Source organism: Bacillus sp. FSL M8-0025, from assembly GCF_037975475.1.
GTDB lineage: Bacteria > Bacillota > Bacilli > Bacillales > Bacillaceae > Bacillus > Bacillus subtilis.
In genome coordinates this window covers 2,762,352-2,785,382 of the sequence record NZ_CP150258.1, presented here as the reverse complement: position 1 = coordinate 2,785,382, position 23,031 = coordinate 2,762,352, and the positions used below count along the sequence as shown (strand labels likewise).

Annotated in this window: 21 protein-coding genes and 1 pseudogene; 16 read left to right on the top strand and 6 right to left on the bottom strand. The window is 46.3% G+C overall.

The genetic code is table 11. The features are described from left to right. Positions 1–124: 124 nt before the first annotated feature. The 3 genes and pseudogenes from cstA to MKX38_RS14465 all read left to right on the top strand — a co-directional run bounded on the left by cstA (position 125) and on the right by MKX38_RS14465 (position 2,336). Entirely contained in the window at positions 125–1,921 is a 1,797-nt protein-coding gene (gene cstA, locus MKX38_RS14475) for a carbon starvation protein CstA (protein ID WP_014477607.1), read from the top strand. Beyond that, a pseudogene (locus MKX38_RS14470) lies at positions 1,864–2,053 on the top strand (hypothetical protein). The gene cstA and the pseudogene MKX38_RS14470 overlap by 58 nt, the downstream one beginning before the upstream one ends. Then, positions 1,968–2,336: a VOC family protein gene (locus MKX38_RS14465; RefSeq protein ID WP_339189443.1), complete on the top strand. Its 369-nt coding sequence runs from the start codon at positions 1,968–1,970 to the stop codon at positions 2,334–2,336. Before MKX38_RS14470 ends, MKX38_RS14465 begins: the two are co-directional and overlap by 86 nt. A gap of 38 nt (positions 2,337–2,374) precedes the next feature. Here the strand turns inward: MKX38_RS14465 and MKX38_RS14460 are convergent, their stop codons facing one another. From MKX38_RS14460 to sspI, 4 genes are all read right to left on the bottom strand, one after another. Then, positions 2,375–3,709, bottom strand: coding sequence for a (Fe-S)-binding protein (locus MKX38_RS14460; RefSeq protein WP_339187559.1), 1,335 nt, complete (start codon positions 3,707–3,709; stop codon positions 2,375–2,377). Further along, complete coding sequence (gene glcD / locus MKX38_RS14455) at positions 3,706–5,118, bottom strand: glycolate oxidase subunit GlcD (protein ID WP_339187557.1); 1,413 nt, start codon at positions 5,116–5,118, stop codon at positions 3,706–3,708. Before glcD ends, MKX38_RS14460 begins: the two co-directional genes overlap by 4 nt. A gap of 102 nt (positions 5,119–5,220) precedes the next feature. After that, positions 5,221–6,327 (bottom strand): CdaR family transcriptional regulator, encoded by a 1,107-nt coding sequence (locus MKX38_RS14450; RefSeq protein WP_339187554.1) that lies wholly within the window; start codon positions 6,325–6,327, stop codon positions 5,221–5,223. Positions 6,328–6,395: 68 nt separating this feature from the next. After that, entirely contained in the window at positions 6,396–6,611 is a 216-nt protein-coding gene (gene sspI, locus MKX38_RS14445; protein ID WP_021480275.1) for a small acid-soluble spore protein SspI, read from the bottom strand. A 118-nt stretch (positions 6,612–6,729) separates the two neighbouring features. Here sspI and MKX38_RS14440 point away from each other — a divergent pair, with 118 nt between their 5' ends. Beyond that, positions 6,730–7,476, top strand: a complete 747-nt coding sequence (locus MKX38_RS14440) for an RNA methyltransferase (protein WP_015714484.1) — start codon at positions 6,730–6,732, stop codon at positions 7,474–7,476. A gap of 66 nt (positions 7,477–7,542) precedes the next feature. Here the strand turns inward: MKX38_RS14440 and MKX38_RS14435 are convergent, their stop codons facing one another. Beyond that, positions 7,543–7,749: a hypothetical protein gene (locus MKX38_RS14435; protein WP_004398812.1), complete on the bottom strand. Its 207-nt coding sequence runs from the start codon at positions 7,747–7,749 to the stop codon at positions 7,543–7,545. A gap of 81 nt (positions 7,750–7,830) precedes the next feature. On the opposite strand from MKX38_RS14435, the gene pheS reads away from it, so the two are divergent. Both pheS and pheT read left to right on the top strand, forming a co-directional pair. After that, a complete protein-coding gene (pheS, locus tag MKX38_RS14430) occupies positions 7,831–8,865 on the top strand; it encodes a phenylalanine--tRNA ligase subunit alpha (RefSeq protein WP_004398818.1) in 1,035 nt (344 codons plus the stop codon). Positions 8,866–8,880: 15 nt separating this feature from the next. Next, positions 8,881–11,295 carry a phenylalanine--tRNA ligase subunit beta gene (gene pheT / locus MKX38_RS14425; protein WP_033882916.1) on the top strand — a complete coding sequence of 805 codons (2,415 nt, stop codon included), beginning with the start codon at positions 8,881–8,883 and terminating at the stop codon, positions 11,293–11,295. Between the two features lie 35 nt (positions 11,296–11,330). Here pheT and rnhC read toward each other — a convergent pair whose 3' ends face one another. Further along, complete coding sequence (gene rnhC, locus MKX38_RS14420) at positions 11,331–12,269, bottom strand: ribonuclease HIII (protein WP_015251512.1); 939 nt, start codon at positions 12,267–12,269, stop codon at positions 11,331–11,333. Between the two features lie 133 nt (positions 12,270–12,402). On the opposite strand from rnhC, the gene zapA reads away from it, so the two are divergent. The 10 genes from zapA to etfA all read left to right on the top strand — a co-directional run bounded on the left by zapA (position 12,403) and on the right by etfA (position 22,936). After that, complete coding sequence (zapA, locus tag MKX38_RS14415; protein ID WP_003229534.1) at positions 12,403–12,660, top strand: cell division protein ZapA; 258 nt, start codon at positions 12,403–12,405, stop codon at positions 12,658–12,660. Positions 12,661–12,666: 6 nt separating this feature from the next. Beyond that, complete coding sequence (locus MKX38_RS14410; RefSeq protein ID WP_003229537.1) at positions 12,667–13,200, top strand: CvpA family protein; 534 nt, start codon at positions 12,667–12,669, stop codon at positions 13,198–13,200. 73 nt (positions 13,201–13,273) lie between these two features. Further along, the gene (polX, locus tag MKX38_RS14405; protein WP_015384310.1) at positions 13,274–14,986 is read left to right on the top strand and encodes a DNA polymerase/3'-5' exonuclease PolX; all 1,713 of its coding nucleotides are present in this window, start codon (positions 13,274–13,276) and stop codon (positions 14,984–14,986) included. Positions 14,987–15,006: 20 nt separating this feature from the next. Next, a complete protein-coding gene (locus MKX38_RS14400) occupies positions 15,007–17,364 on the top strand; it encodes an endonuclease MutS2 (RefSeq protein WP_021480271.1) in 2,358 nt (785 codons plus the stop codon). 14 nt (positions 17,365–17,378) lie between these two features. Continuing rightward, positions 17,379–17,783: a DUF350 domain-containing protein gene (locus MKX38_RS14395; protein WP_003237674.1), complete on the top strand. Its 405-nt coding sequence runs from the start codon at positions 17,379–17,381 to the stop codon at positions 17,781–17,783. Positions 17,784–17,972: 189 nt separating this feature from the next. Further along, complete coding sequence (lcfA, locus tag MKX38_RS14390) at positions 17,973–19,655, top strand: long-chain-fatty-acid--CoA ligase LcfA (RefSeq protein ID WP_072175577.1); 1,683 nt, start codon at positions 17,973–17,975, stop codon at positions 19,653–19,655. Positions 19,656–19,759: 104 nt separating this feature from the next. Then, positions 19,760–20,344, top strand: coding sequence for a fatty acid metabolism transcriptional regulator FadR (gene fadR, locus MKX38_RS14385; protein ID WP_003229547.1), 585 nt, complete (start codon positions 19,760–19,762; stop codon positions 20,342–20,344). A 14-nt stretch (positions 20,345–20,358) separates the two neighbouring features. Continuing rightward, positions 20,359–21,135, top strand: coding sequence for an enoyl-CoA hydratase (locus MKX38_RS14380; protein ID WP_128993259.1), 777 nt, complete (start codon positions 20,359–20,361; stop codon positions 21,133–21,135). Positions 21,136–21,149: 14 nt separating this feature from the next. Then, a complete protein-coding gene (etfB, locus tag MKX38_RS14375) occupies positions 21,150–21,923 on the top strand; it encodes an electron transfer flavoprotein subunit beta (RefSeq protein ID WP_014480500.1) in 774 nt (257 codons plus the stop codon). Between the two features lie 35 nt (positions 21,924–21,958). After that, positions 21,959–22,936, top strand: coding sequence for an electron transfer flavoprotein subunit alpha (gene etfA, locus MKX38_RS14370; protein WP_004398999.1), 978 nt, complete (start codon positions 21,959–21,961; stop codon positions 22,934–22,936). The last annotated feature ends 95 nt before the right edge of the window (positions 22,937–23,031 follow it).

The window sequence follows — 23,031 nt, the reverse complement described above, 5'->3', positions numbered from 1 at the left end:
GGCTTGTCTTTCAACTGCCACGAGCCGGCCCGTTCAAGCCGGCTTTTTGTATAGGAAAAAATGACCGCTTTTCACCATGAAATTATGATATATTTATGAAAAACAGCAAAGGGGATGGGAGAAAATGAATGCGGTTACAATTGTGATAGCATCAATGTGTATTTTGGCTATTGCCTATCGTTTATACGGAACATTTATGATGGTGAAGGTTCTCAAAGTGAATGATGACAAGCCAACACCTGCTCATGCGCTTGAGGATGGGAAAGACTATGTGCCTACAAATAAATGGGTTTCGTTCGGCCACCACTTTGCCGCGATCGCAGCGGCCGGGCCGCTGGTCGGACCAATTCTGGCGGCGCAGTTTGGCTATTTGCCGGGATTATTGTGGCTGTTAATCGGGGCGGTAATTGGGGGAGCCGTCCATGATATTGTGGTGTTGTTTGCATCGATGCGCAAAAACGGAAAATCGCTGTCGGAAGTGGCGAAGGATGAGCTTGGCCCTGTTGCAGGATTTTGTACAGGACTGTCCATGCTGTTTATCATCACGATCACAATGGCGGGCCTGTCGATGGTTGTCTTGCATGCGCTTGAACGTAATCCATGGGGAACATTTGCGGTAGGGATTACGATTCCGATTGCGATGGGTGTGGGCTTATTTTATAAGAAAACGGGAAATTTAAAGCTCGCTTCAACGGTCGGCTTTCTCTTTTTAATGGCAGGAGTCTTTATTGGTCCATGGGTACAGACTACCGCGCTCGGTGACTTTTTAACGCTAGATACGAAAACGCTTGCAATCGCGCTTCCTGTTTACGCGTTTTTTGCTGCTGCGCTTCCCGTTTGGCTGCTTCTTGCTCCGCGTGATTATTTAAGCAGCTTTATGAAAATCGGTGTTTTTATCGCTTTGATTGTTGGTGTGTTTGTCGTCAATCCGTCCATTCCGTTCCCTGCGTTTACAGAATTCGTAAAAGGCGGCGGGCCGGTGCTGGCAGGGCCTGTCTGGCCGTTCATCTCAATAACCATCGCCTGCGGGGCGATCTCTGGGTTCCATGCCTTTGTCGGCTCAGGAACGACACCGAAAATGCTGAATAAATGGAGTGATATGAAGCCGGTTGCGTTTGGCGCAATGCTTGTTGAGTGTCTTGTCGGCATCATGGCGCTGATTGCAGCGACCGCTTTACAGCCTGCTGATTACTTTGCGATTAACAGCACGCCTGAGGTTTTCCGTACGCTTGGCATGAATGTCGTACATTTGCCTGAATTGAGCAGGGAAATCGGTTTGGACTTAGAAGGAAGAACAGGGGGAGCCGTCACGCTTGCGGTGGGGATGACTTATATTTTTACCGGAATGCCGTTTTTCAGCCATTTGGCCTCATACTTTTTCCAATTTGTCATTATGTTTGAAGCGGTCTTTATTTTAACAGCGATTGACGCCGGCACACGCGTCGCCCGTTATTTGATCCAGGACTTCTTCGGGGAGGTGTATAAGCCGCTGAAGAAAACAGACTGGATTCCGGGCTCTGTATTTGCCAGCGCGCTTGCCTGTTTGATGTGGGGGTACTTGCTGTATTCAGGAGATATCGGTTCCATTTGGGCGCTGTTCGGCGTTTCTAATCAGCTGATGGCTTCAGTGGGGCTGATTATCGGAGCGACGATCGTGCTGAAAATAGCCGATAAACGCCGGTACATTCTGACCTGTCTTATCCCGCTTGCCTATTTATATGTCACTGTCAATTATGCGGGCTATTGGATGGTGCGCAATGTGTATCTCAATCCTGAAGCAGCAGGATATAGTGTATTGAATGGCGTATTATCTATCATCATGCTGGTGTTAGGCTTCATCATTATCGTGGCGGCTGTGAAAAAATGGGCGCAGATGTGGAAAGATCCGAGCTTAAGGATGGAAGCATCTATACCGGGCTAGAAGGACTATTGAAAAATGCTGAGGGGGGTTGGCAATGAATCTATCAATGAAATATCTTATTCTATACGTATCGGACAGCCAGCGGGCTATTCATTTTTACCGGGATATTTTAGGACTGCCGATTCGTGCTGAACACGGCACGTATGTCGAATTTGAAACAGGGTCTACGATATTGGCGCTTAATACCCGGGAAAGCGCCAGTGACATCACGGCGCTGGACATTCCGGATACATCTGCTTCAAACACATTTGAAATCGGGTTTGTTACTGAAAATGTAGAAGCGGTCATCAAAAGGATGAGAGAACAAGGCGTATCGATTATCGGGGAGCCGAAAGTGAAACCATGGGGGCAGACGGTCGCCTATATCGCTGATCCGGATGGACATTATATCGAAATTTGCAGTCCGATGGAATAACGCACAAAAGCCCAAAACAATGTCTGTTTTGGGCTTTCTCATGATGTTTTGTGCCTGGCTGCTTCCAATAGCAAATCAGCCAGGTGAACGGCTTTGACTTTACCGCTTAGTCCTTCGCGTTCAATGCCGAGCTTCATCTGCAGCAGGCAGCCGGGATTTGCTGTTACAATGAGGATTGCTTCGGTTGCTTTAACGGCAGCCATTTTGCTGTCCAGTATTTTCATAGACATTTCAGCTTCGACGATGTTGTAAATTCCCGCTGACCCGCAGCAGCTGTCTGCTTTCTCCATTTCTTTGAATTCAGCACCTTTGATGCTTTTAAGAAGCTGGCGGGGCTCAAGCGACGTATGCATTACATTTCTTAGGTGGCATGAATCTTGGTAGGTAACGACCTGAGGCGTCTCGAGTGCTAGATCCATTTGATGGAAATCGAGTTCAACCAAAATAGAAGAAAAATCCTTCAGCTTTTGAACAAAAGCGGCAGCCCGTTCCGACCACTCAGGGTCATCCTTCAGCAAATGATCATATTCAGTGAGAAAGGCTCCGCATCCTCCTGCGTTTGTAATGACTGCATCCACGTCTAATGCTTCGAAAGCAGCGATATTTTGTTTCGCGAGCTCTTTCCCTGTGTTTTTTTCACCGCTGTGTCCATGAAGCGCCCCGCAGCAAGCCTGTTCAGGAGGAATGACAATGTCGCAGCCTGCCAGCTGTAAAAGCTTCAATGTGGCGTTATTGGTCGGTAAAAACATTGTATCCATTAAGCAGCCCGAAAAAAAGGCGACCCGTTTTTTCATGGGGCCAATGGACGGCAGGAAACGCGGCCGATGTTTCATGTCTTTGCTTTTTGGAACATCAGGAAGAACAGCTTCCATCGTCCGCAAATGCTCAGGCAGGACCCGAAGCATGCCTGATTTTCGCACAGCGGTTTGCAGTCCTGAACGCTGATACAAACCGATAAGGCTTACAGCTGAGCGCATGCAGTTTTGATGCGGAAACAGCTCGTGAAAAGCCGTCTTTCGCATGACACGTTCACCAAGAGAGTGTTTTTTATTTTGGTGGATAATATCTCTGGCTTCCTCAAGCAGCTGCCCGTATTTCACGCCAGACGGGCATACAGGCTCACAGGCGCGGCAGCCGAGGCAAAGTGACAGCGACCGTTCGACATCTTCATCCGGTTCAATCATACCGTCGGCTACGGCTTTCATTAAGGCGATGCGCCCACGCGGAGAGTGTGTTTCCTGAAATCCCGATTCGATATAGGTCGGACAGGAAGGAAGACAGAAGCCGCAGCGCATACAATTTAATAACTCTCCTTCATCCATACGCTCTTTAAATTCATTTTGGATCTGTTTCATTTCTTTTTCTGTTGTCATCTTTCCGCCACCACACGTTTTCTGGCATCTTTCGCAAACATTTTGCCGGGATTTAATATGTTCCGGGGGTCAAATGCCGCTTTCAACGCTTTCATCGCATCAATGCCTTCTTTTTTCAGCTTCATTTCCAAGTAAGGCGCTTTCATTTCCCCGACTCCGTGCTCTCCGGTTATCGTCCCGCCAAGTTCAATCGCTTTCTCAAAAATCTCGGCAAAAGCCTGTTCGACACGTTCCATTTCATCCTTATTTCTTATGTCTGTCGTGCATGTCGGGTGAAGGTTCCCGTCTCCCGCATGGCCAAAGGTGCAGATGGAAATATCATATTTAGCAGCAATATCATTAATCGCTTTAACCATATTGGCGATTTCTGAGCGAGGAACGGTCGCATCCTCTAAAATCGTCGTCGGTTTGAGGCGGGCTAGGGCAGAAAGTGCAGAACGCCGGGCTTCAGTCAGGGCAAACGCTTCCTCCTCTGTTTGTGCGGTCTGAACGGAAACGGCGTCGCCTTTTTTGCAGATCGCCTCAATCTTTTCCATATCCCGTTCAACAGTTTCAAATGGCCCGTCTTGTTCAATTAACAGAACTGCTTTTGCGCTTGTCGGAAGTCCGATTTTGGCATAATCCTCAATCACCAATAGTGTAGGCTGATCGAGAAATTCAAGCGTAGCGGGTATAATTTTTGCGGCAATAATGTCCGATACCGTTTGAGCAGCGGCATCGATGTTTTCATAAAGGGCAAGCAGCGTCTTCTTTGTTTCTGGCTTTGGAACGAGCTTGACGATTGCCTCTGTCACAATGCCGAGTGTTCCTTCTGAGCCGACAAAAAGACGTGTGAGATCGTATCCGGCCACATCCTTTGCGAGTTTTCCGCCGGTGCGGATGATGTCACCATTTGCGAGCACAACCTCCAGTCCAATAACATAGTCGCGGGTGACGCCGTATTTTAATCCGCGGAGCCCGCCGGAATTTTCATTGATGTTTCCGCCCATGGTTGATATTTTCATAGAACTCGGGTCAGGCGGATAAAACAAGCCTTTGCTTTCAACCGCGCGGATCATATCCAGCGTAATGACGCCCGGCTGAACTGTGGCAGTTAAATTTTCTTCATCAATTTCAAGAATCTGGTTCATGTGCTTAAAGAGAAGCACAAGTCCGCCTTCAGTCGGGCACGTGCCGCCGCACAGGTTTGTCCCTGATCCTCTTGGAACGATCGGCACTCGATGTTCGCTGCAAATTGTTAAAATGCGTGATACTTCATCAGTATTCCTCGGAGCAATCACGGCATCAGGCATAGACTGATACTGAGGCGTCGCATCATATGAATAGACGAGACGGCCGGCATTCGAGTCATCAAAGTTTTCTGGTCCGGAGACCCGAATCAGCTGCTCCTTTACATCCTTGGTGATCATTTCACCCATCCCCCTGTCAAAAAACGCTTTCAATCTATTGTAAAAGAAAAAAAGCAAAGCCTTCCATGGAGAAACATACAAAAAATGAAACTGAAACTCTCTCTATTTTGTATCTTGATCTAAAAAATAGAGGGCGACGTACATCGTGACGACGTCCTCGGTACGGTCAAAACGTAAACCCGTCAGCTGTTCAGCCTTAGCCAGACGATAACGCAATGTATTGATATGAATATGCATATCTTCTGCGGTTTGTTTCAAAGACAAATCGTGATGAAAGAAAGTCCGTAACGTATTCATAAGTTCCTGATGCTCTAGTGCCTCTCCTAATACTCTTTGCGGAAATTCGTTTCGGGTTCCCGGGCTGATTTCCGTCAGACACATATCAAGCTTCAGATCCTCTTCAAATATGGGCGTTTTTCGCTTAAGGCTGACAGCCAGCGCTTTTTCCGCTTGCTCGTATGAATCTGTCAGGCTGGAGCTTGCGACAGCCCTTCCGGCGCCAGCTGCTGTATATTGGCTGCTTGCGGTATTGGCAAACGAACAAATGTGAAGGATCTTCCGTAAAAGCTGATCCCTTTGTTCATGCTGCGGCACTTCATGATTAATCAAAATCCGTTCATTTCCCCACCTGATGAACAAATCCGCAGGGTACGATGATTTCCAGATGCGTGCCATTTGTTCAATATCATGACGTGACCACTCATACCCCTGAATAAGAATCATTTGGCGCCGGGAAGAAAGGTCAACACCAAGAAGCTGAGCTTTCTCAAGAAAACTGGGAGACCACTCCTTTAATTGCAGCCAATCGATCATAAAGGACTCCAGCATTCTCTCACGCCACTGGGATTGCTCTAAGTGCCGCGATTCCTTAATGAACAGTTCTGTCATTTTTCGAAGCAGTTCTCCGAATGGCTGAATCTCTGCAGGCTCACCTGTCAGCCCGAAGACGGCAATCACATCATGGTCAAAAAATACAGGGAGGTTTATGCCTGCTTTCACTCCTTTTAACCTTGTTTCATCTTCTCTTGTAATAATCACGCTGCGTCTTTCTTTTGCGCAGATAAGCGCTCCCTCATGAAATTGTCCGACACGCTCATCGTTTATGCCTGCCATAATAAGACCGTCCGTGTTTACAATAATGACTTCACGTTCGTACATTTTTTTAACTTCAGCAATAATTTTTTTCGCTAATAACGGCTGTAAAAACATGGCGTTCCCCCTCATCATGTTTTTATTATATAAGAAAAAAACCGGGCGCTGTCACCCGGTTTCATGTCTTATTCGGCGGGTTTTAATCCGCCTTCAAGCGTTTTCAGCATTTCGTTTTTCTCACTTTCGGATGCGTGCTGCCAAATGACTTCGAATAAAACGCCGAGCCCTGGAAGCATTTTTTCTTCACCGCTTTGAATCGCATCTACGATTGTATGCTCAAGCTGCTCCTGATTATTGCCGGTGACATTGGAGATGACGGCATGACGTAAATTAAGATCCATGTAAAACGCTCCTTTTTCTAAAATGTAATACGTATATTCTAACCCTGCACCTGGTTTATTATGTGCTGTTCTTGCGATATAATAACACTATGTTAAAAAAAGGAGCGCCACATAGACAGTGAAACAAATAGAATCGGCAAAAAACCAAAAAGTGAAGGATTGGAAAAAGCTTCACACAAAAAAAGAACGAACAAAAACAAATACATTTCTGATAGAGGGAGAACACCTCGTTGAAGAGGCGTTGAAAAGCCCGGGCATTGTGAAAGAAATCCTTGTAAAGGATGAAACGAAGATTCCTTCAGATCTAGAGACTGGTATCCAGTGCTATATGCTGAGTGAAGATGCGTTTTCAGCTGTGACTGAAACCGAAACGCCGCAGCAGATTGCCGCTGTGTGCCATATGCCTGAAGAAAAGCTGGCAACGGCACGCAAGGTGCTGCTGATTGACGCTGTTCAAGATCCGGGAAACCTTGGCACAATGATTCGAACGGCTGATGCGGCCGGTTTGGATGCAGTTGTACTCGGTGACGGCACGGCGGACGCCTTTAACGGAAAAACACTGCGATCTGCTCAAGGATCTCACTTCCATATTCCTGTTGTGAGAAGAAACCTGCCTTCATATGTGGACGAATTGAAGGCAGAGGGCGTAAAAGTATACGGCACGGCGCTGCAAAACGGAGCGCCTTACCAGGAGATTCCTCAGTCTGAATCCTTTGCGCTCATTGTAGGAAATGAAGGTGCAGGGGTGGATGCTGCATTGCTGGAAAAAACGGATTTGAACCTGTACGTGCCGCTTTACGGACAGGCTGAATCACTAAACGTTGCGGTTGCGGCTGCCATCCTCGTGTATCACTTGCGAGGATAGTGTTGCGCCAAGCGTTGGATTTCTTTATAATAGAACATAATATTTCAAAAACCGTGACAGAGGACCTCAATTTCTGATCAACTGCTTTCCAGGGAGAAAATGCCGCTGACTGAGAGCATTTTTAACGCAGCCGGAAATTGGCTTCACCTCTTGAGTTGTCGCCGGGACCGCGTACACTGCGCGTAAAGGTGAACCGGAATCTGATTCCGTTATGTCAATGAAGCTGACGACAGCATCAGTCTGTCTGAAATAAGGGTGGTACCGCGGCCACAACTCGTCCCTTGTACAAGGGACGGGTTTTTTTTATTTTCCAAAGACATATGACGGTTTGTTTACATAAAAGGAGGATGCAAAATGGAAGAAAAGCTAAAACAGCTGGAACAAGAAGCTTTAGAACAAGTAGAAGCGGCAAGCTCATTGAAGGTTGTCAATGATATTCGGGTGCAATATCTCGGAAAAAAAGGGCCGATTACAGAAGTGCTGCGCGGAATGGGCAAGCTTTCTGCTGAGGAACGTCCAAAAATGGGGGCGCTCGCGAACGAAGTAAGGGAGCGTATTGCCAATGCGATTGCTGACAAAAACGAGAAGCTTGAAGAAGAGGAAATGAAACAGAAGCTTGCAGGACAGACAATTGACGTCACGCTGCCGGGGAACCCTGTTGCAGTCGGCGGCCGCCATCCGCTCACTGTTGTCATTGAAGAAATTGAAGATTTATTTATCGGTATGGGCTACACAGTCGAGGAAGGGCCAGAGGTTGAAACGGATTACTACAACTTCGAATCGCTCAATCTTCCGAAAGAACACCCTGCGCGCGATATGCAGGACAGCTTTTACATCACAGAGGAAACTTTGATGAGAACGCAAACTTCTCCTGTCCAAACACGGACGATGGAAAAGCATGAAGGCAAAGGTCCCGTTAAAATCATTTGCCCGGGTAAAGTATATCGCCGTGATAACGATGATGCGACGCACTCTCACCAATTTATGCAAATTGAAGGGCTTGTCGTTGACAAAAACATCAGCATGAGTGATTTAAAAGGAACGCTTGAACTCGTTGCGAAAAAAATGTTCGGGCAAGACCGTGAAATCAGACTCCGCCCAAGCTTCTTCCCGTTTACTGAGCCTTCAGTAGAAGTGGATGTGACATGCTTTAAATGTGGTGGAAACGGCTGCTCAGTATGTAAAGGAACAGGCTGGATTGAAATCCTCGGTGCCGGAATGGTTCACCCGAACGTGCTTAAAATGGCTGGCTTTGATCCGAAGGAATATCAGGGCTTCGCATTCGGAATGGGTGTTGAGCGCATCGCGATGCTGAAATACGGCATTGATGATATCCGCCACTTCTATACAAACGATGTCAGATTTATTTCGCAGTTTAAACAGGCGTAAGAGGAGGATGCAAGGATGTTTGTTTCTTATAAATGGTTAGAGGATTATGTTGATTTAAAAGGCATGGACCCGGCTGTTCTTGCTGAAAAAATTACAAGAGCCGGTATTGAGGTTGAAGGAATTGAATACAAAGGAGAAGGCATCAAAGGCGTTGTCATCGGCCATGTGCTGGAGCGCGAGCAGCACCCGAATGCTGATAAGCTGAATAAGTGCCTTGTGGATATCGGAGCTGAAGCCCCTGTACAAATCATTTGCGGCGCGCCGAATGTGGATAAGGGACAAAAAGTCGCAGTTGCAACAGTCGGAGCGGTGCTGCCGGGCAATTTCAAAATCAAAAAAGCCAAGCTTCGCGGTGAAGAATCAAATGGCATGATCTGTTCCTTACAGGAGCTTGGTATCGAAAGCAAACTTGTGGCGAAGGAGTATGCAGAAGGCATTTTCGTATTCCCTAATGACGCTGAAACAGGAAGCGATGCCTTAGCGGCTTTACAGCTTGACGATGCGATTCTTGAGCTGGGTTTAACGCCAAACCGCGCGGATGCCATGAACATGCTTGGTGTTGCTTACGAGGTTGCCGCGATTTTAGACACTGAGGTAAAGCTTCCGCAAACGGATTACCCGGCTGCTTCAGAACAAGCGTCTGATTACATTTCAGTCAAAATTGAAGATCAAGAAGCGAACCCGCTGTACACTGCAAAAATCATTAAAAATGTCACGATTGCTCCGTCACCGCTTTGGATGCAGACAAAGCTGATGAATGCAGGCATTCGTCCGCACAACAACGTCGTTGACATCACAAATTTTGTCCTGTTGGAATACGGACAGCCGCTTCATGCGTTTGATTATGACAGATTTGGCTCTAAGGAAGTCGTAGTAAGAAAAGCAGCTGAGAATGAAATGATCGTAACTCTTGATGATCAAGAACGTAAGCTGTCCGCCGATCACCTTGTCATTACAAACGGAACGAAAGCGCAGGCCGTTGCGGGTGTCATGGGAGGAGCAGAGTCAGAGGTTCAGGAAGATACGAAAACGATTTTGCTTGAGGCTGCGTATTTCAATGGGCAGACGGTTCGCAAGGCTTCCAAAGACCTTGGTTTGAGAAGTGAATCAAGCGTAAGATTTGAAAAAGGAATTGATCCGGCGCGCGTACGTCTTGCAGCAGAACGGGCTGCGCAGCTGATCCATCTGTATGCCGGCGGTGAGGTGCTTGCTGGAACAGTTGAGGAAGATCACCTGACAATCGAAGCAAATAACATTCACGTATCTGCTGACAAAGTGAGCAGCGTTCTAGGCCTGACGATCAGTAAAGAAGAACTGATCAGCATTTATAAACGTCTCGGTTTTACGGTCGGTGAAGCGGGTGAACTTCTCGTTGTGACTGTCCCATCACGCCGCGGCGACATTACAATAGAAGAGGATTTAATCGAAGAAGCGGCAAGACTGTACGGCTACGATAACATTCCGTCTACGCTTCCTGAGACAGCGGGGACTACAGGCGGATTAACGGCATATCAGGCAAAACGCCGTAAAGTCAGACGCTTCCTTGAAGGCGCAGGCTTATCACAAGCCATCACTTACTCACTGACAAACGAGAAGAAAGCGGCAGCGTTTGCGATTGAAAAATCACTGAATACTGTGCTTGCGCTTCCAATGAGTGAAGAAAGAAGCATTCTCAGACACAGTCTTGTTCCGAATCTGCTTGATTCTGTTTCTTACAACCTTGCGAGGCAGACTGACTCAGTTGCACTGTACGAAGTTGGCTCCGTTTTCCTGACGAAGGAAGAGGACACAAAACCTGTTGAAACAGAACGCGTAGCAGGAGCTGTTACCGGATTATGGCGCAAACAGCTATGGCAGGGAGAAAAGAAACCAGTTGATTTCTTTGTTGTCAAAGGAATTGTGGAAGGGCTGTTAGACAAACTCAACGTCCTAGAAAGCATTGAATTTGTACAGTCTGAACGCAAACAGCTGCATCCGGGCAGAACAGCGAACATTTTATTGAATGGTTCTCTGATCGGCTTCATCGGCCAAGTCCATCCTTCATTGGAAAAAGAACTGGATATAAAGGAAACATACGTATTTGAGCTCGATCTTCATGCGTTGCTCGCAGCAGAAACAGCACCTCTTGTTTACACGGCGATTCCGAAATATCCGTCTGTGACACGTGATATTGCTCTTGTAACAGATAAAACCGTCACAAGCGGACAGCTCGAGAGCGTCATTAAAGAGGCCGGGGGCAAGCTTCTGAAAGAGGTAACCGTATTTGACGTATACGAAGGAGAGCATATGGAGGAAGGCAAGAAGTCAGTCGCTTTCTCACTCCAGTATGTCAATCCTGAACAAACACTGACTGAAGAAGAAGTGACAAAGGCGCACAGCAAAGTGCTGAAAGCGTTAGAAGACACATATCAAGCTGTTTTAAGAGGCTGATAAAAAAGCTTGCAGAGAAATCTGCAAGCTTTTTTCTATGAGCGTTTTTTATCAGCAAGGCGCTGCGCTTTTTGCGTATTGGCGAAATGGAGTTTTGTAAAGGTTCTGAGTGCAGATGCCCCTTTTTTGAGGATCAGCTTGGCGGCCGCTTCATCAACGTGCGGACCGGCTCCTTTCGGAAGTGTCATTCCTGCCTCGCGTGACAGTTTATCCATTTCCATTAAAAATGAATATCTTGCAATGATTGAAGCAGCGGCGACAGCCAGGTGAATACCTTCAGCTTTTGTGCTAAAATAGGTCCGCTCCTTCACAATGTCTCTGCCCTTTAAATGATTGAAGTAGACGCCTGGCTCAGCGAATTGGTCAATCAAAATGGCCTCAGGCTTTATTCCATCCATTTTCCTTAATAAATGGGTGATCGCCTGATTGTGCAGCAATGCTTTCATTTTCCCTTGGCTCATGCCTTTTTCCTGCATGCTGTTATACTTTTCATTTTTTAAAACCAGCAGGCTATATGGAATAGTTTTGATCAGGTTTCGGGCAATCTCGATGATTTGCGGATCTTTTAAATCTTTAGAATCCTTAACACCGAGTTCCTTCATTAAAGGAAGCATGGTTTTGTCGACGTACGCGCATACAACCGTCATTGGGCCAAAGTAATCTCCGGTTCCGACTTCGTCAGAACCGATAACAGACATTCCGGCGATATCTGCCGGAGGGGCATAGCGGGGATCAGCCGGCTTTTTGGCCATTTTCTTCTTTTCCGGCTCTGCTGTTCCCCAGCGCGCGGATTCTGCCGCTGCGTTTTTGCCTTGAAACAAGACCTTGCCGGATTGATATGCTGTAATGGTACAGCCGGGCGGTTTCGCCTGAAAAACGGCTCCCTGCGGAACAGAGGCTGTAAGCGAACCGCTGTATGTCATTTTCATTTGGTCAATAGCAGACAACGATACTTTTATCACTGAATGGGACACGTAATAATCTCCTTTTTTTACACTTTTCGCTGTATATACCAGTGTATCATAACAGCGGGAGGCTCGTCTTTCCATTCATTTAATAAACGTGTTATGATAAGAACTAGGATTCTCGCGGAATGGAGGAGAAACGTTGTCTGACGGCAAAAAAACAAAAACAACCGTTGACATTTACGGCCAGCACTTCACGATTGTCGGTGAAGAAAGCAGAGCCCATATGAGGTATGTCGCCGGAATTGTTGATGATAAAATGAGAGAAATCAATGAAAAAAATCCATACCTTGATATAAATAAACTTGCAGTGCTGACAGCGGTAAATGTGGTGCACGATTATGTCAAATTACAAGAGAAATGTGAAAAACTGGAGCGTCAGCTTAAAGAAAAGGATTGAACAACTATGCTAGATATCATCATCTTAATCTTGCTCCTGATGGGGACTTTACTGGGGTTAAAACGCGGTTTTATCCTGCAGTTTATCCGCTTGACGAGCTTTATTTTATCAATTGCCTTTGCGGCTTTATTCTATAAAAACGTGGCACCGCATTTACATTGGATTCCCGCACCCGATTTTTCAGCGGGACAGCCGGCTCTTTCTTTTTTTACGGGGAATTTGGAAGCAGCGTACTATAATGCGATTGCGTTTATCGTTTTATTTATCATTGCTAAAATCTTACTGAGAATCATCGGCTCGTTCCTGAGTATTGTAGCCGGCATTCCGGTGATTAAACAAATCAACCAGATGCTGGGAGCCGTTCTCGGTTTTCTAGAAGTCTATTTATTTACATTTGTGCTGCTGTATGTCGCATCCGTTCTGCCGGTAGACGCGTTGCAGCAAATGATGGGGCAATCGTCTCTCGCAAATGTGATCATTAACCATACACCGTACTTGTCAGGGCTTTTACAAGAGCTGTGGACACAGTACGGGGCATAAAAAAACTTCTCTTGTCCGGAGAAGTTTTTTTCAAGTATGATGGAAACATATGTGAACGTCTGGGGGTTATGATATGCATAAAAAAGATATTATCCGGCTGCTTGAAACCATTGCAGTCTATATGGAACTCAAAGGGGACAACCCGTTTAAAGTATCCGCCTTCCGAAAAGCGGCGGCAGCTCTGGAACAGGACGACCGAAGCTTATCAGAAATGGACGATATGATGTCGCTGTCCGGCATTGGAAAAGGAACGTACAGCGTCATTAAAGAGTATATAGATGAAGGAAAGTCAAGCACGCTCGAATCGCTTCAGAAAGAAGTGCCGGAAGGACTCGTGCCTTTATTGAAGCTGCCGGGGCTCGGCGGCAAAAAAATCGCAAAGCTGTATAAAGAGCTCGGCGTACACGATGCAGAATCTCTGAAGGAAGCCTGTGAGCAGCAAAAGGTCCAGGGTCTTGCGGGCTTCGGCAAAAAATCGGAAGAAAAAATATTACAGGCGCTCGGGGAAGCCGGAAAACAGCCTGAACGGTTCCCGATCGGCTACGCCCTCCGGATCGCGCGGGAAATTGAGGAGCATCTTTCTCAATTTACGCATATCATCAAATTTTCTCGTGCCGGAAGTCTCCGCAGAGCGCGGGAAACGGTGAAGGATCTGGATTATATCATTGCTACAGATCATCCGGCTGAAGTAAGAGAGCAGCTTCTTGAGCTGCCAAACATCAAAAGCGTGATCGCAAGCGGAGATACGAAGGTGTCCGTCATCCTTTCCTTTGAATATGAAACAAGCGTCGATTTCCGTCTTGTGACGGAAGAGCAGTTTCCGACAACCCTCCATCATTTTACGGGATCAAAGGATCACAATATTAAGATGCGCCAAATCGCCAAAGAACGCGGCGAGCGGATCAGTGAATACGGCGTTGAGACAGTTGAAACCGGAGAGATCAAAACATTTCCGAGTGAACGTGAATTTTATGCGCACTTCGGCCTGCCGCTGATTCCGCCGGAAATTCGTGAAAGCGGACAGGAAGTGGAAACCTACAGCGACAGCATTGAACTGATAGAGCCCGGGCAAATCAAAGGTGATCTCCACATGCACTCAACGTGGAGCGATGGCGCATTTTCGATCAGAGAGATGGCTGAAGCCTGCATCAAAAAAGGCTATCAATACATGGCGATCACCGATCACTCACAATATTTAAAGGTCGCCAACGGGCTTACTGCAGAAAGACTTAAGCAGCAGGCAAAAGAAATTGACGCGCTGAATGCAGAGTTTGAAAACTTCCGTATTTTGAAAGGCGTTGAGATGGATATCCTGCCTGACGGTACGCTCGATTATGATGACGATGTGCTTGCGGAAATGGATATCGTTATTGCATCGATTCATTCCAGTTTTAATCAGCCGGAACACGTGATTATGAAACGGCTTGAGACGGCACTGACAAACAAGCATGTTGACATTATCGCACACCCGACCGGGCGCCTTATCGGCAGACGGGCCGGTTACGAAATCGATATTGATCAGCTGATTGAGCTTGCGAGGAAAACAAATACGGCGCTTGAACTCAACGCCAACCCTGCGCGCCTTGATCTGCGCACAGAGCATTTAATGAAAGCAAACGAACAAGGGGTTACATTGGTGATTAATACTGATGCCCATAATATTGAGATGTTAGACGATATGAAAACTGGCGTTACTGCCGCGCGCAAAGGATGGACGGAAACGAAAAACGTTCTGAATGCCCGGTCGCTTAAAGACGTAGAGGCATTTCTGAAGCGCAACGATTAAGTAAGGAGGCTCACACAATCGTGCAGCAAAAAGTATTATCAGCTCTTGAATTTCATAAAGTGAAAGAACAGGTTATTGGGCATGCCGCTTCATCGCTCGGAAAAGAAATGCTTCTCGAGCTTAAGCCTTCTGCTTCTATAGACGAAATCAAAAAACAGCTGGATGAAGTAGACGAAGCTTCTGACATTATCCGGCTGAGAGGGCAAGCGCCATTTGGCGGCCTTGTAGATATCAGAGGAGCGTTAAGACGGGCGGAAATCGGCAGCGTTCTCAGTCCTTCTGAATTTACTGAAATCTCAGGCCTGCTTTATGCAGTTAAACAAATGAAACATTTTATCACCCAAATGGCTGAAGACGGTGTCGACATTCCGCTGATCCATCAGCATGCTGAACAGCTTATCACGCTGTCCGATTTAGAGCGGGACATTAATTCCTGCATTGATGATCACGGAGAAGTGCTTGATCATGCATCGGAAACATTAAGAGGAATCCGCACACAGCTCAGAACACTCGAATCAAGAGTCAGAGACCGGTTAGAGTCGATGCTGCGTTCCTCTTCCGCTTCGAAAATGCTGTCTGATACGATTGTTACGATTCGGAATGACCGCTTTGTGATCCCGGTCAAACAGGAGTACAGATCCAGCTATGGAGGAATTGTGCACGACACCTCATCCTCTGGTGCGACACTATTCATTGAACCGCAGGCGATTGTAGATATGAACAATTCCCTTCAGCAGGCGAAAGTGAAAGAAAAGCAAGAAATTGAACGGATTTTGCGTGTGCTGACAGAGAAAACGGCAGAGTATACAGAGGAGCTATTTCTAGATTTGCAAGTGCTGCAGACGCTTGACTTTATTTTTGCAAAAGCTAGATATGCAAAAGCGGTTAAAGCGACAAAACCGATTATGAACGACACCGGCTTTATCCGTTTGAAAAAAGCCCGCCATCCATTGCTTCCGCCTGATCAGGTTGTTGCCAATGACATCGAGCTTGGCCGCGATTTTTCAACCATTGTCATCACAGGGCCAAACACCGGGGGGAAAACAGTCACCCTTAAAACGTTAGGCCTGCTAACCTTAATGGCGCAGTCAGGTCTTCATATCCCGGCAGATGAAGGGTCAGAAGCGGCAGTATTTGAGCACGTATTCGCTGATATCGGTGATGAACAGTCGATTGAGCAAAGTTTAAGTACGTTCTCATCCCATATGGTGAATATTGTCGGCATTTTAGAACAGGTCAATGAAAACAGCCTTGTGCTTTTCGATGAACTTGGTGCAGGGACAGATCCGCAGGAGGGGGCGGCCCTCGCCATGAGCATCTTGGATGACGTGCATCGCACCAATGCACGAGTGTTAGCTACGACGCATTATCCGGAATTGAAGGCGTACGGCTATAACAGAGAAGGCGTCATGAATGCCAGCGTTGAATTTGACATCGAAACGCTGTCACCGACCTATAAACTTTTAATTGGTGTGCCGGGTCGAAGCAATGCTTTCGAAATTTCAAAACGCCTCGGGCTCCCGGACCATATCATCGGGCAGGCGAAGTCAGAAATGACGGCCGAGCATAACGAAGTCGATACGATGATTGCGTCGCTGGAACAAAGCAAAAAACGTGCGGAAGAAGAGCTTTCTGAGACAGAATCAATCAGAAAAGAAGCGGAAAAACTGCATAAAGAGCTGCAGCAGCAAATCATCGAGCTTAACAGCAAAAAAGACAAAATGCTTGAAGAGGCAGAACAGCAGGCTGCTGAAAAAGTAAAAGCGGCAATGAAAGAAGCCGAGGACATTATTCATGAATTGCGCTCCATAAAAGAAGAACACAAATCCTTCAAGGATCACGAGCTGATTAACGCGAAGAAACGGTTAGAAGGCGCTATGCCGGCTTTTGAAAAGTCCAAGAAACCGGAGAAGCCGAAAGCGCAAAAACGCGACTTTAAGCCTGGCGACGAGGTGAAAGTCCTCACTTTCGGGCAAAAAGGAACATTGCTCGAAAAAACAGGCGGCAATGAATGGAATGTCCAAATCGGTATTTTAAAGATGAAAGTAAAAGAAAAAGATCTGGAGTTTATCAAATCAGCTCCGGAGCCAAAAAAAGAAAAAATCATTACAGCGGTCAAGGGAAAGGACTATCACGTATCGCTTGAACTTGATCTCCGCGGCGAACGCTATGAAAATGCCCTAAGCCGGGTTGAAAAATACTTGGATGATGCGGTGTTAGCCGGATATCCAAGAGTGTCAATCATCCACGGAAAAGGAACCGGCGCTTTAAGAAAAGGCGTACAGGATCTTCTGAAAAACCACCGCAGCGTCAAAAGTTCCCGTTTCGGTGAAGCAGGTGAGGGAGGATCAGGCGTTACGGTTGTTGAACTAAAATAAAAGGGAGTATGGCCATGAGTGATTTTTGGGAAAACGAGCTTGTGGAAATCGCGGCATATTACAGTGTCGCGGTTCTCTGCCTCGTCCTCTTTTTGACTGTGTTTGAGCTGGTGACGGCTTATAAAAACTGGGAAGAGATTCAAAAAGGAAATCTTGCGGTGGCAATGGCGACCGGCGGAAAAATTTTGGGGATCGCAAACGTATTTCAGCATTCCATCTCTCAGCATAATTCGCTGCTGCAAATGATCGGCTGGGGCGTTTACGGGTTTGTTATGCTTCTGATCAGCTACTTTATTTTTGAGTTTTTGACTCCGCGGTTTAAAATTGATCAGGAAATCGAAAATGATAACCGGGCTGTCGGCTTTATTTCATTTGTCATTTCTGTCGGGCTTTCATTTGTGGTGGCAGCCGGAATATAAGGGGACGGAGAATAAATGGAAAAGCTTGCAAAAGTACTGCTCGCCGCGGCGGGAATCTTTTTGTTAATTGGTCTTATATATCTGTTCATATTATGAGAAAAAGAAAGATTTACCTTTCTTTTTCTTTTTTTTGCCGTCCATCTGCTATAATGATAAGGTGGAACTCTAAAATCGAAAGGGGGAGGTTTTATGCAGTCTCAAAAGCCGTGGCTTGCCGAGTATCCCAACGATATCCCGCATGAGCTCCCGTTGCCGAATAAAACCCTGCAATCCATCCTGACAGACTCCGCCGCACGATTCCCTGATAAAACCGCAATATCGTTTTATGGAAAAAAACTCACCTTTCATGACATTCTGACGGATGCTCTTAAACTTGCAGCTTTTTTGCAGTGCAATGGCCTGCAAAAAGGAGACAGAGTGGCTGTTATGCTGCCCAATTGCCCGCAAACAGTGATTTCTTATTATGGCGTCTTGTTTGCCGGTGGCATCGTGGTGCAGACGAATCCGCTTTATACCGAGCATGAGCTTGAATACCAGCTTAGAGATGCTCAGGTAAGTGTAATCATCACCTTAGATTTGCTTTTTCCGAAGGCAATAAAAATGAAAACGTTATCAATAGTTGACCAGATTTTGATAACCAGCGTAAAAGACTATTTGCCTTTTCCGAAAAATATTCTTTACCCGCTGACGCAAAAACAAAAAGTGCATATCGACTTTGACAAAACAGCTAACATTCACACGTTCGCTTCCAGTATGAAGCAGGAAAAAACTGAACTCCTGACAATCCCGAAGATCGATCCTGAGCATGATATCGCTGTCCTCCAGTATACCGGAGGAACAACCGGAGCTCCAAAAGGGGTCATGCTCACGCACCAAAATATTTTGGCAAATACTGAAATGTGCGCCGCTTGGATGTATGACGTGAAAGAAGGCGCTGAAAAAGTGCTGGGCATCGTTCCATTTTTTCATGTCTACGGACTGACGGCAGTCATGAACTATTCGATTAAACTAGGCTTCGAAATGATTCTTCTTCCTAAGTTTGATCCGCTCGAAACACTGAAAATCATCGACAAACACAAACCGACGCTCTTTCCTGGCGCACCGACAATTTACATTGGCCTTTTGCATCACCCCGAATTGCAGCATTATGATCTGTCATCCATTAAAAGCTGTCTTAGCGGATCAGCCGCGCTCCCCGTGGAGGTAAAGCAGAAATTTGAAAAGGTGACTGGCGGAAAGCTTGTGGAAGGCTATGGTTTGTCTGAGGCATCCCCAGTGACGCACGCCAACTTTATCTGGGGAAAAAACAAGCCGGGCAGTATCGGCTGTCCTTGGCCGAGTACGGACGCTGCGATCTATTCTGAAGAGACGGGTGAGCTTGCCGCTCCGTATGAGCATGGAGAAATCATTGTAAAAGGTCCGCAAGTCATGAAAGGATACTGGAATAAACCAGAGGAAACCGCCGCAGTGCTGAGAGATGGCTGGCTGTTCACCGGGGACATGGGCTATATGGATGAAGAAGGCTTTTTCTATATTGCTGACAGGAAGAAGGATATCATCATTGCCGGCGGTTACAATATTTACCCGCGTGAGGTAGAAGAAGCGCTTTATGAACATGAAGCCATCCAGGAAATTGTTGTTGCAGGCGTTCCCGATTCCTACAGGGGAGAAACAGTAAAAGCATTTGTCGTATTAAAGAAAGGCGCAAAAGCCGATGCAGAAGAACTGGACGCTTTTGCGAGATCACGTCTAGCTCCCTATAAGGTGCCCAAAGCCTATGACTTCAGAAAGGAGTTGCCGAAAACGGCGGTGGGAAAAATTTTAAGAAGGCGTTTACTTGAAGAAGAAACCGAAAATCATCATATCAAATAAAAAAAGAGAACGCCTATGAATAAACTTGACAAACCTGAAAATCCTTCTTATCATGAAATTATGAATGAATAGTCATTCATTTCTATAGGAAGGAACGATGAACATTGAAGCAAAAACGGCCAAAGTATATGCAGATTATTGATGCAGCAGTAGAAGTCATTGCAGAAAACGGCTACCACCAGTCACAGGTATCCAAAATTGCCAAACAAGCCGGAGTAGCGGACGGCACCATCTATCTCTATTTTAAAAACAAAGAAGATATTTTAATTTCTCTTTTCAAAGAAAAAATGGGTCAATTTATTGAGCGGATGGAAGAGGACATTAAAGAAAAAGCAACAGCGAAAGAGAAATTGGCGCTTGTGATTTCAAAGCATTTTTCCCTTTTAGCGGGTGACCATAATCTCGCGATTGTCACGCAGCTTGAGCTCCGCCAATCCAACTTGGAGCTGCGCCAAAAAATCAACGAAATATTAAAAGGCTACTTAAATATTTTGGATGGCATTTTGACGGAAGGTATACAATCAGGCGAAATAAAAGAAGGCCTCGATGTCCGCCTCGCCCGGCAGATGATTTTTGGAACGATTGACGAAACTGTGACAACTTGGGTGATGAATGACCAAAAGTACGATCTCGTTGCGCTTTCAAACAGCGTTTTAGAATTATTGGTATCCGGAATTCACAATAAGTAAAGGAGTTCTGTCCTATGAATGCAATTTCACTTGCGGTTGATCAATTTGTGGCAGTCTTGACGATTCACAATCCGCCGGCAAACGCGCTTTCAAGCCGGATATTAGAAGAGCTGTCTTCCTGTCTTGATCAATGTGAGACAGATGCAGGCGTACGAAGCATTATCATTCACGGCGAGGGAAGATTTTTCTCAGCCGGCGCTGATATTAAAGAATTTACATCGCTTAAAGGCAATGAGGATTCCTCATTGCTCGCTGAGCGCGGCCAGCAGTTAATGGAGAGAATCGAAAGTTTTCCAAAACCGATTATCGCAGCGATTCACGGCGCTGCTCTCGGAGGCGGGCTGGAGCTTGCAATGGCCTGTCACATCAGAATCGCGGCAGAAGATGCTAAGCTGGGGCTCCCGGAGCTTAATCTCGGTATCATTCCAGGTTTTGCAGGGACACAGCGCCTTCCGAAATATGTCGGTACAGCCAAAGCACTGGAGCTCATCGGATCAGGAGAACCGATATCCGGAAAAGAAGCGCTTGATCTCGGACTTGTCTCAATTGGAGCGAAAGATGAGGCAGAAGTGATTGAAAAAGCAAAAGCACTTGCCGCTAAGTTTGCAGAGAAAAGCCCGCAAACGCTGGCATCTTTGCTTGAACTTCTTTATTCCAACAAGGTGTATTCCTATGAAGGCAGCTTAAAGCTTGAAGCAAAGCGATTTGGGGAAGCATTTGAGTCAGAGGACGCCAAGGAAGGCATCCAGGCATTTCTCGAAAAAAGAAAGCCTCAGTTCAAAGGCGAATAAAAGGGGATATGATCATGAATCTATTTGTACTGATGAAACGGACGTTTGACACAGAAGAAAAAATCGTCATTGAAACAGGAAAGATTCAGGATGACGGAGCGGAATGGATCATTAATCCATATGATGAGTACGCGATAGAAGAAGCCATCCAGCTGAAGGAAAAGCATGGCGGCACGATCACCGCTGTCACGGTCGGCGGTGAAGAAGCGGAGAAAGAATTGCGTACGGCGCTTGCCATGGGTTGTGACCAAGCTGTTTTAATCAACATAGAAGATGATCTTGAAGAACCCGACCAATATTCCATTTCTCAAGTTTTATACCACTATATGAAGGATCAGGAGTTTGATTTGATTCTCGGCGGAAATGTTGCCATTGACGGAGGATCAGGACAAGTGGCGCCTCGGCTTGCCGAGCTACTGGACATTCCGTGTATCACTACGATCACCAAACTCGAAATCAACGGCACTGATGCAGAAGCAGAAAGGGACGTCGAAGGGGATGTTGAAAAAATCAAAACGACGCTCCCATTGCTTGTCACAGCTCAGCAGGGCTTAAACGAGCCGCGCTATCCATCGCTTCCGGGAATTATGAAGGCTAAGAAAAAGCCGCTTGAAGAGCTTGAACTTGATGATCTTGATCTGGACGAAGAGGATGCTGAACCAAAGCTGAAAACCATTGAACGTTTTCTGCCGCCGAAAAAAGAAGCCGGGAAGCTTCTCCAAGGTGAGCCTGCTGAACAGGCAAAAGAGCTTGTTTCATTGCTCCGCAGCGAAGCTAAAGTCATTTAAAACTTGGACATTCAAAGAAACAGGGGGATGTTAGAATGGGAAAAAAAGTGATTGTGCTTGGAGAAATACGCGATGGGGAATTGCGGAATGTCACCTTTGAAGCAATAGCTGCAGGAAGAACCATTTCAGGAGATGGAGAAGTCATCGGTGTTCTCATCGGTGAAAATGTACAAAGCATTGCACAAGAGCTTATTCATTACGGAGCAGATAAAGTTCTTACCGCTGAGGACCCGAAGCTGAAAACATACACGGCAGACGGGTACAGCCAGGTCATGAGAGGTGTTATCGAGCAAGAAAATCCTGATTCAGTCATCTTCGGGCATACGGCAATGGGCAAGGATCTTTCACCGAAGCTTGCTGCCCGTCTGCAAACAGGCTTAATTTCTGATGCTATAGATGTAAGCGTTACCGGAGGGAATGTTGTGTTCACACGGCCGATTTACTCGGGGAAAGCTTTTGAACGCGTCATTTCAACCGATCCGATGATCTTTGCAACAATTCGCCCCAATAACATTCAAGCTTCAGAAAAAGACACCAGCAGATCGGGGAGCATCGAAAGCATTGATGTTTCTCTTACTGACCTCCGCACTGTTATCCAAGAGGTCGTGAAAAAAACGGCGGACGGTGTTGATCTCTCCGAAGCGAAAATTATCGTTGCGGGCGGCCGAGGAGTCAAAAGCAAGGAAGGATTTCAGCCGCTGCAGGAGCTTGCAGAGGTGCTAGGGGCCGCAGTCGGGGCTTCTCGCGGGGCATGTGACGCTGATTATTGCGATTATGCTCTCCAAATCGGGCAGACCGGGAAAGTCGTTACTCCGGATTTGTACATTGCATGCGGCATTTCCGGCGCCATCCAGCATTTGGCCGGCATGTCAAACAGCAAGGTGATCGTCGCCATCAATAAAGACCCCGAAGCCGATATCTTTAAAATAGCGGATTACGGCATCGTCGGTGATTTATTTGAAGTTGTCCCGTTATTAACTGAGGAATTCAAACAATTGAATATACACTCATAAAGGAAATCCCGGACTTTAAAAGTTCGGGATTTTTTCATATTTATAAATACATACGTACAAATATAAAAACAATAGAAAATGTCGTTGACATGTAC

What these genes read in the sequence shown, in the direction of transcription:
- cstA (WP_014477607.1), top strand. Translation starts at nt 125, where the DNA reads ATGAATGCGGTTACAATTGTGATAGCATCAATGTGTATTTTGGCTATT.
- MKX38_RS14465 (WP_339189443.1), top strand. Translation starts at nt 1,968, where the DNA reads ATGAAATATCTTATTCTATACGTATCGGACAGCCAGCGGGCTATTCAT.
- MKX38_RS14460 (WP_339187559.1), bottom strand. Translation starts at nt 3,709, where the DNA reads ATGACAACAGAAAAAGAAATGAAACAGATCCAAAATGAATTTAAAGAG.
- glcD (WP_339187557.1), bottom strand. Translation starts at nt 5,118, where the DNA reads ATGATCACCAAGGATGTAAAGGAGCAGCTGATTCGGGTCTCCGGACCA.
- MKX38_RS14450 (WP_339187554.1), bottom strand. Translation starts at nt 6,327, where the DNA reads ATGTTTTTACAGCCGTTATTAGCGAAAAAAATTATTGCTGAAGTTAAA.
- sspI (WP_021480275.1), bottom strand. Translation starts at nt 6,611, where the DNA reads ATGGATCTTAATTTACGTCATGCCGTCATCTCCAATGTCACCGGCAAT.
- pheS (WP_004398818.1), top strand. Translation starts at nt 7,831, where the DNA reads ATGGAAGAAAAGCTAAAACAGCTGGAACAAGAAGCTTTAGAACAAGTA.
- pheT (WP_033882916.1), top strand. Translation starts at nt 8,881, where the DNA reads ATGTTTGTTTCTTATAAATGGTTAGAGGATTATGTTGATTTAAAAGGC.
- MKX38_RS14410 (WP_003229537.1), top strand. Translation starts at nt 12,667, where the DNA reads ATGCTAGATATCATCATCTTAATCTTGCTCCTGATGGGGACTTTACTG.
- polX (WP_015384310.1), top strand. Translation starts at nt 13,274, where the DNA reads ATGCATAAAAAAGATATTATCCGGCTGCTTGAAACCATTGCAGTCTAT.
- MKX38_RS14395 (WP_003237674.1), top strand. Translation starts at nt 17,379, where the DNA reads ATGAGTGATTTTTGGGAAAACGAGCTTGTGGAAATCGCGGCATATTAC.
- lcfA (WP_072175577.1), top strand. Translation starts at nt 17,973, where the DNA reads ATGCAGTCTCAAAAGCCGTGGCTTGCCGAGTATCCCAACGATATCCCG.
- MKX38_RS14380 (WP_128993259.1), top strand. Translation starts at nt 20,359, where the DNA reads ATGAATGCAATTTCACTTGCGGTTGATCAATTTGTGGCAGTCTTGACG.
- etfB (WP_014480500.1), top strand. Translation starts at nt 21,150, where the DNA reads ATGAATCTATTTGTACTGATGAAACGGACGTTTGACACAGAAGAAAAA.
- etfA (WP_004398999.1), top strand. Translation starts at nt 21,959, where the DNA reads ATGGGAAAAAAAGTGATTGTGCTTGGAGAAATACGCGATGGGGAATTG.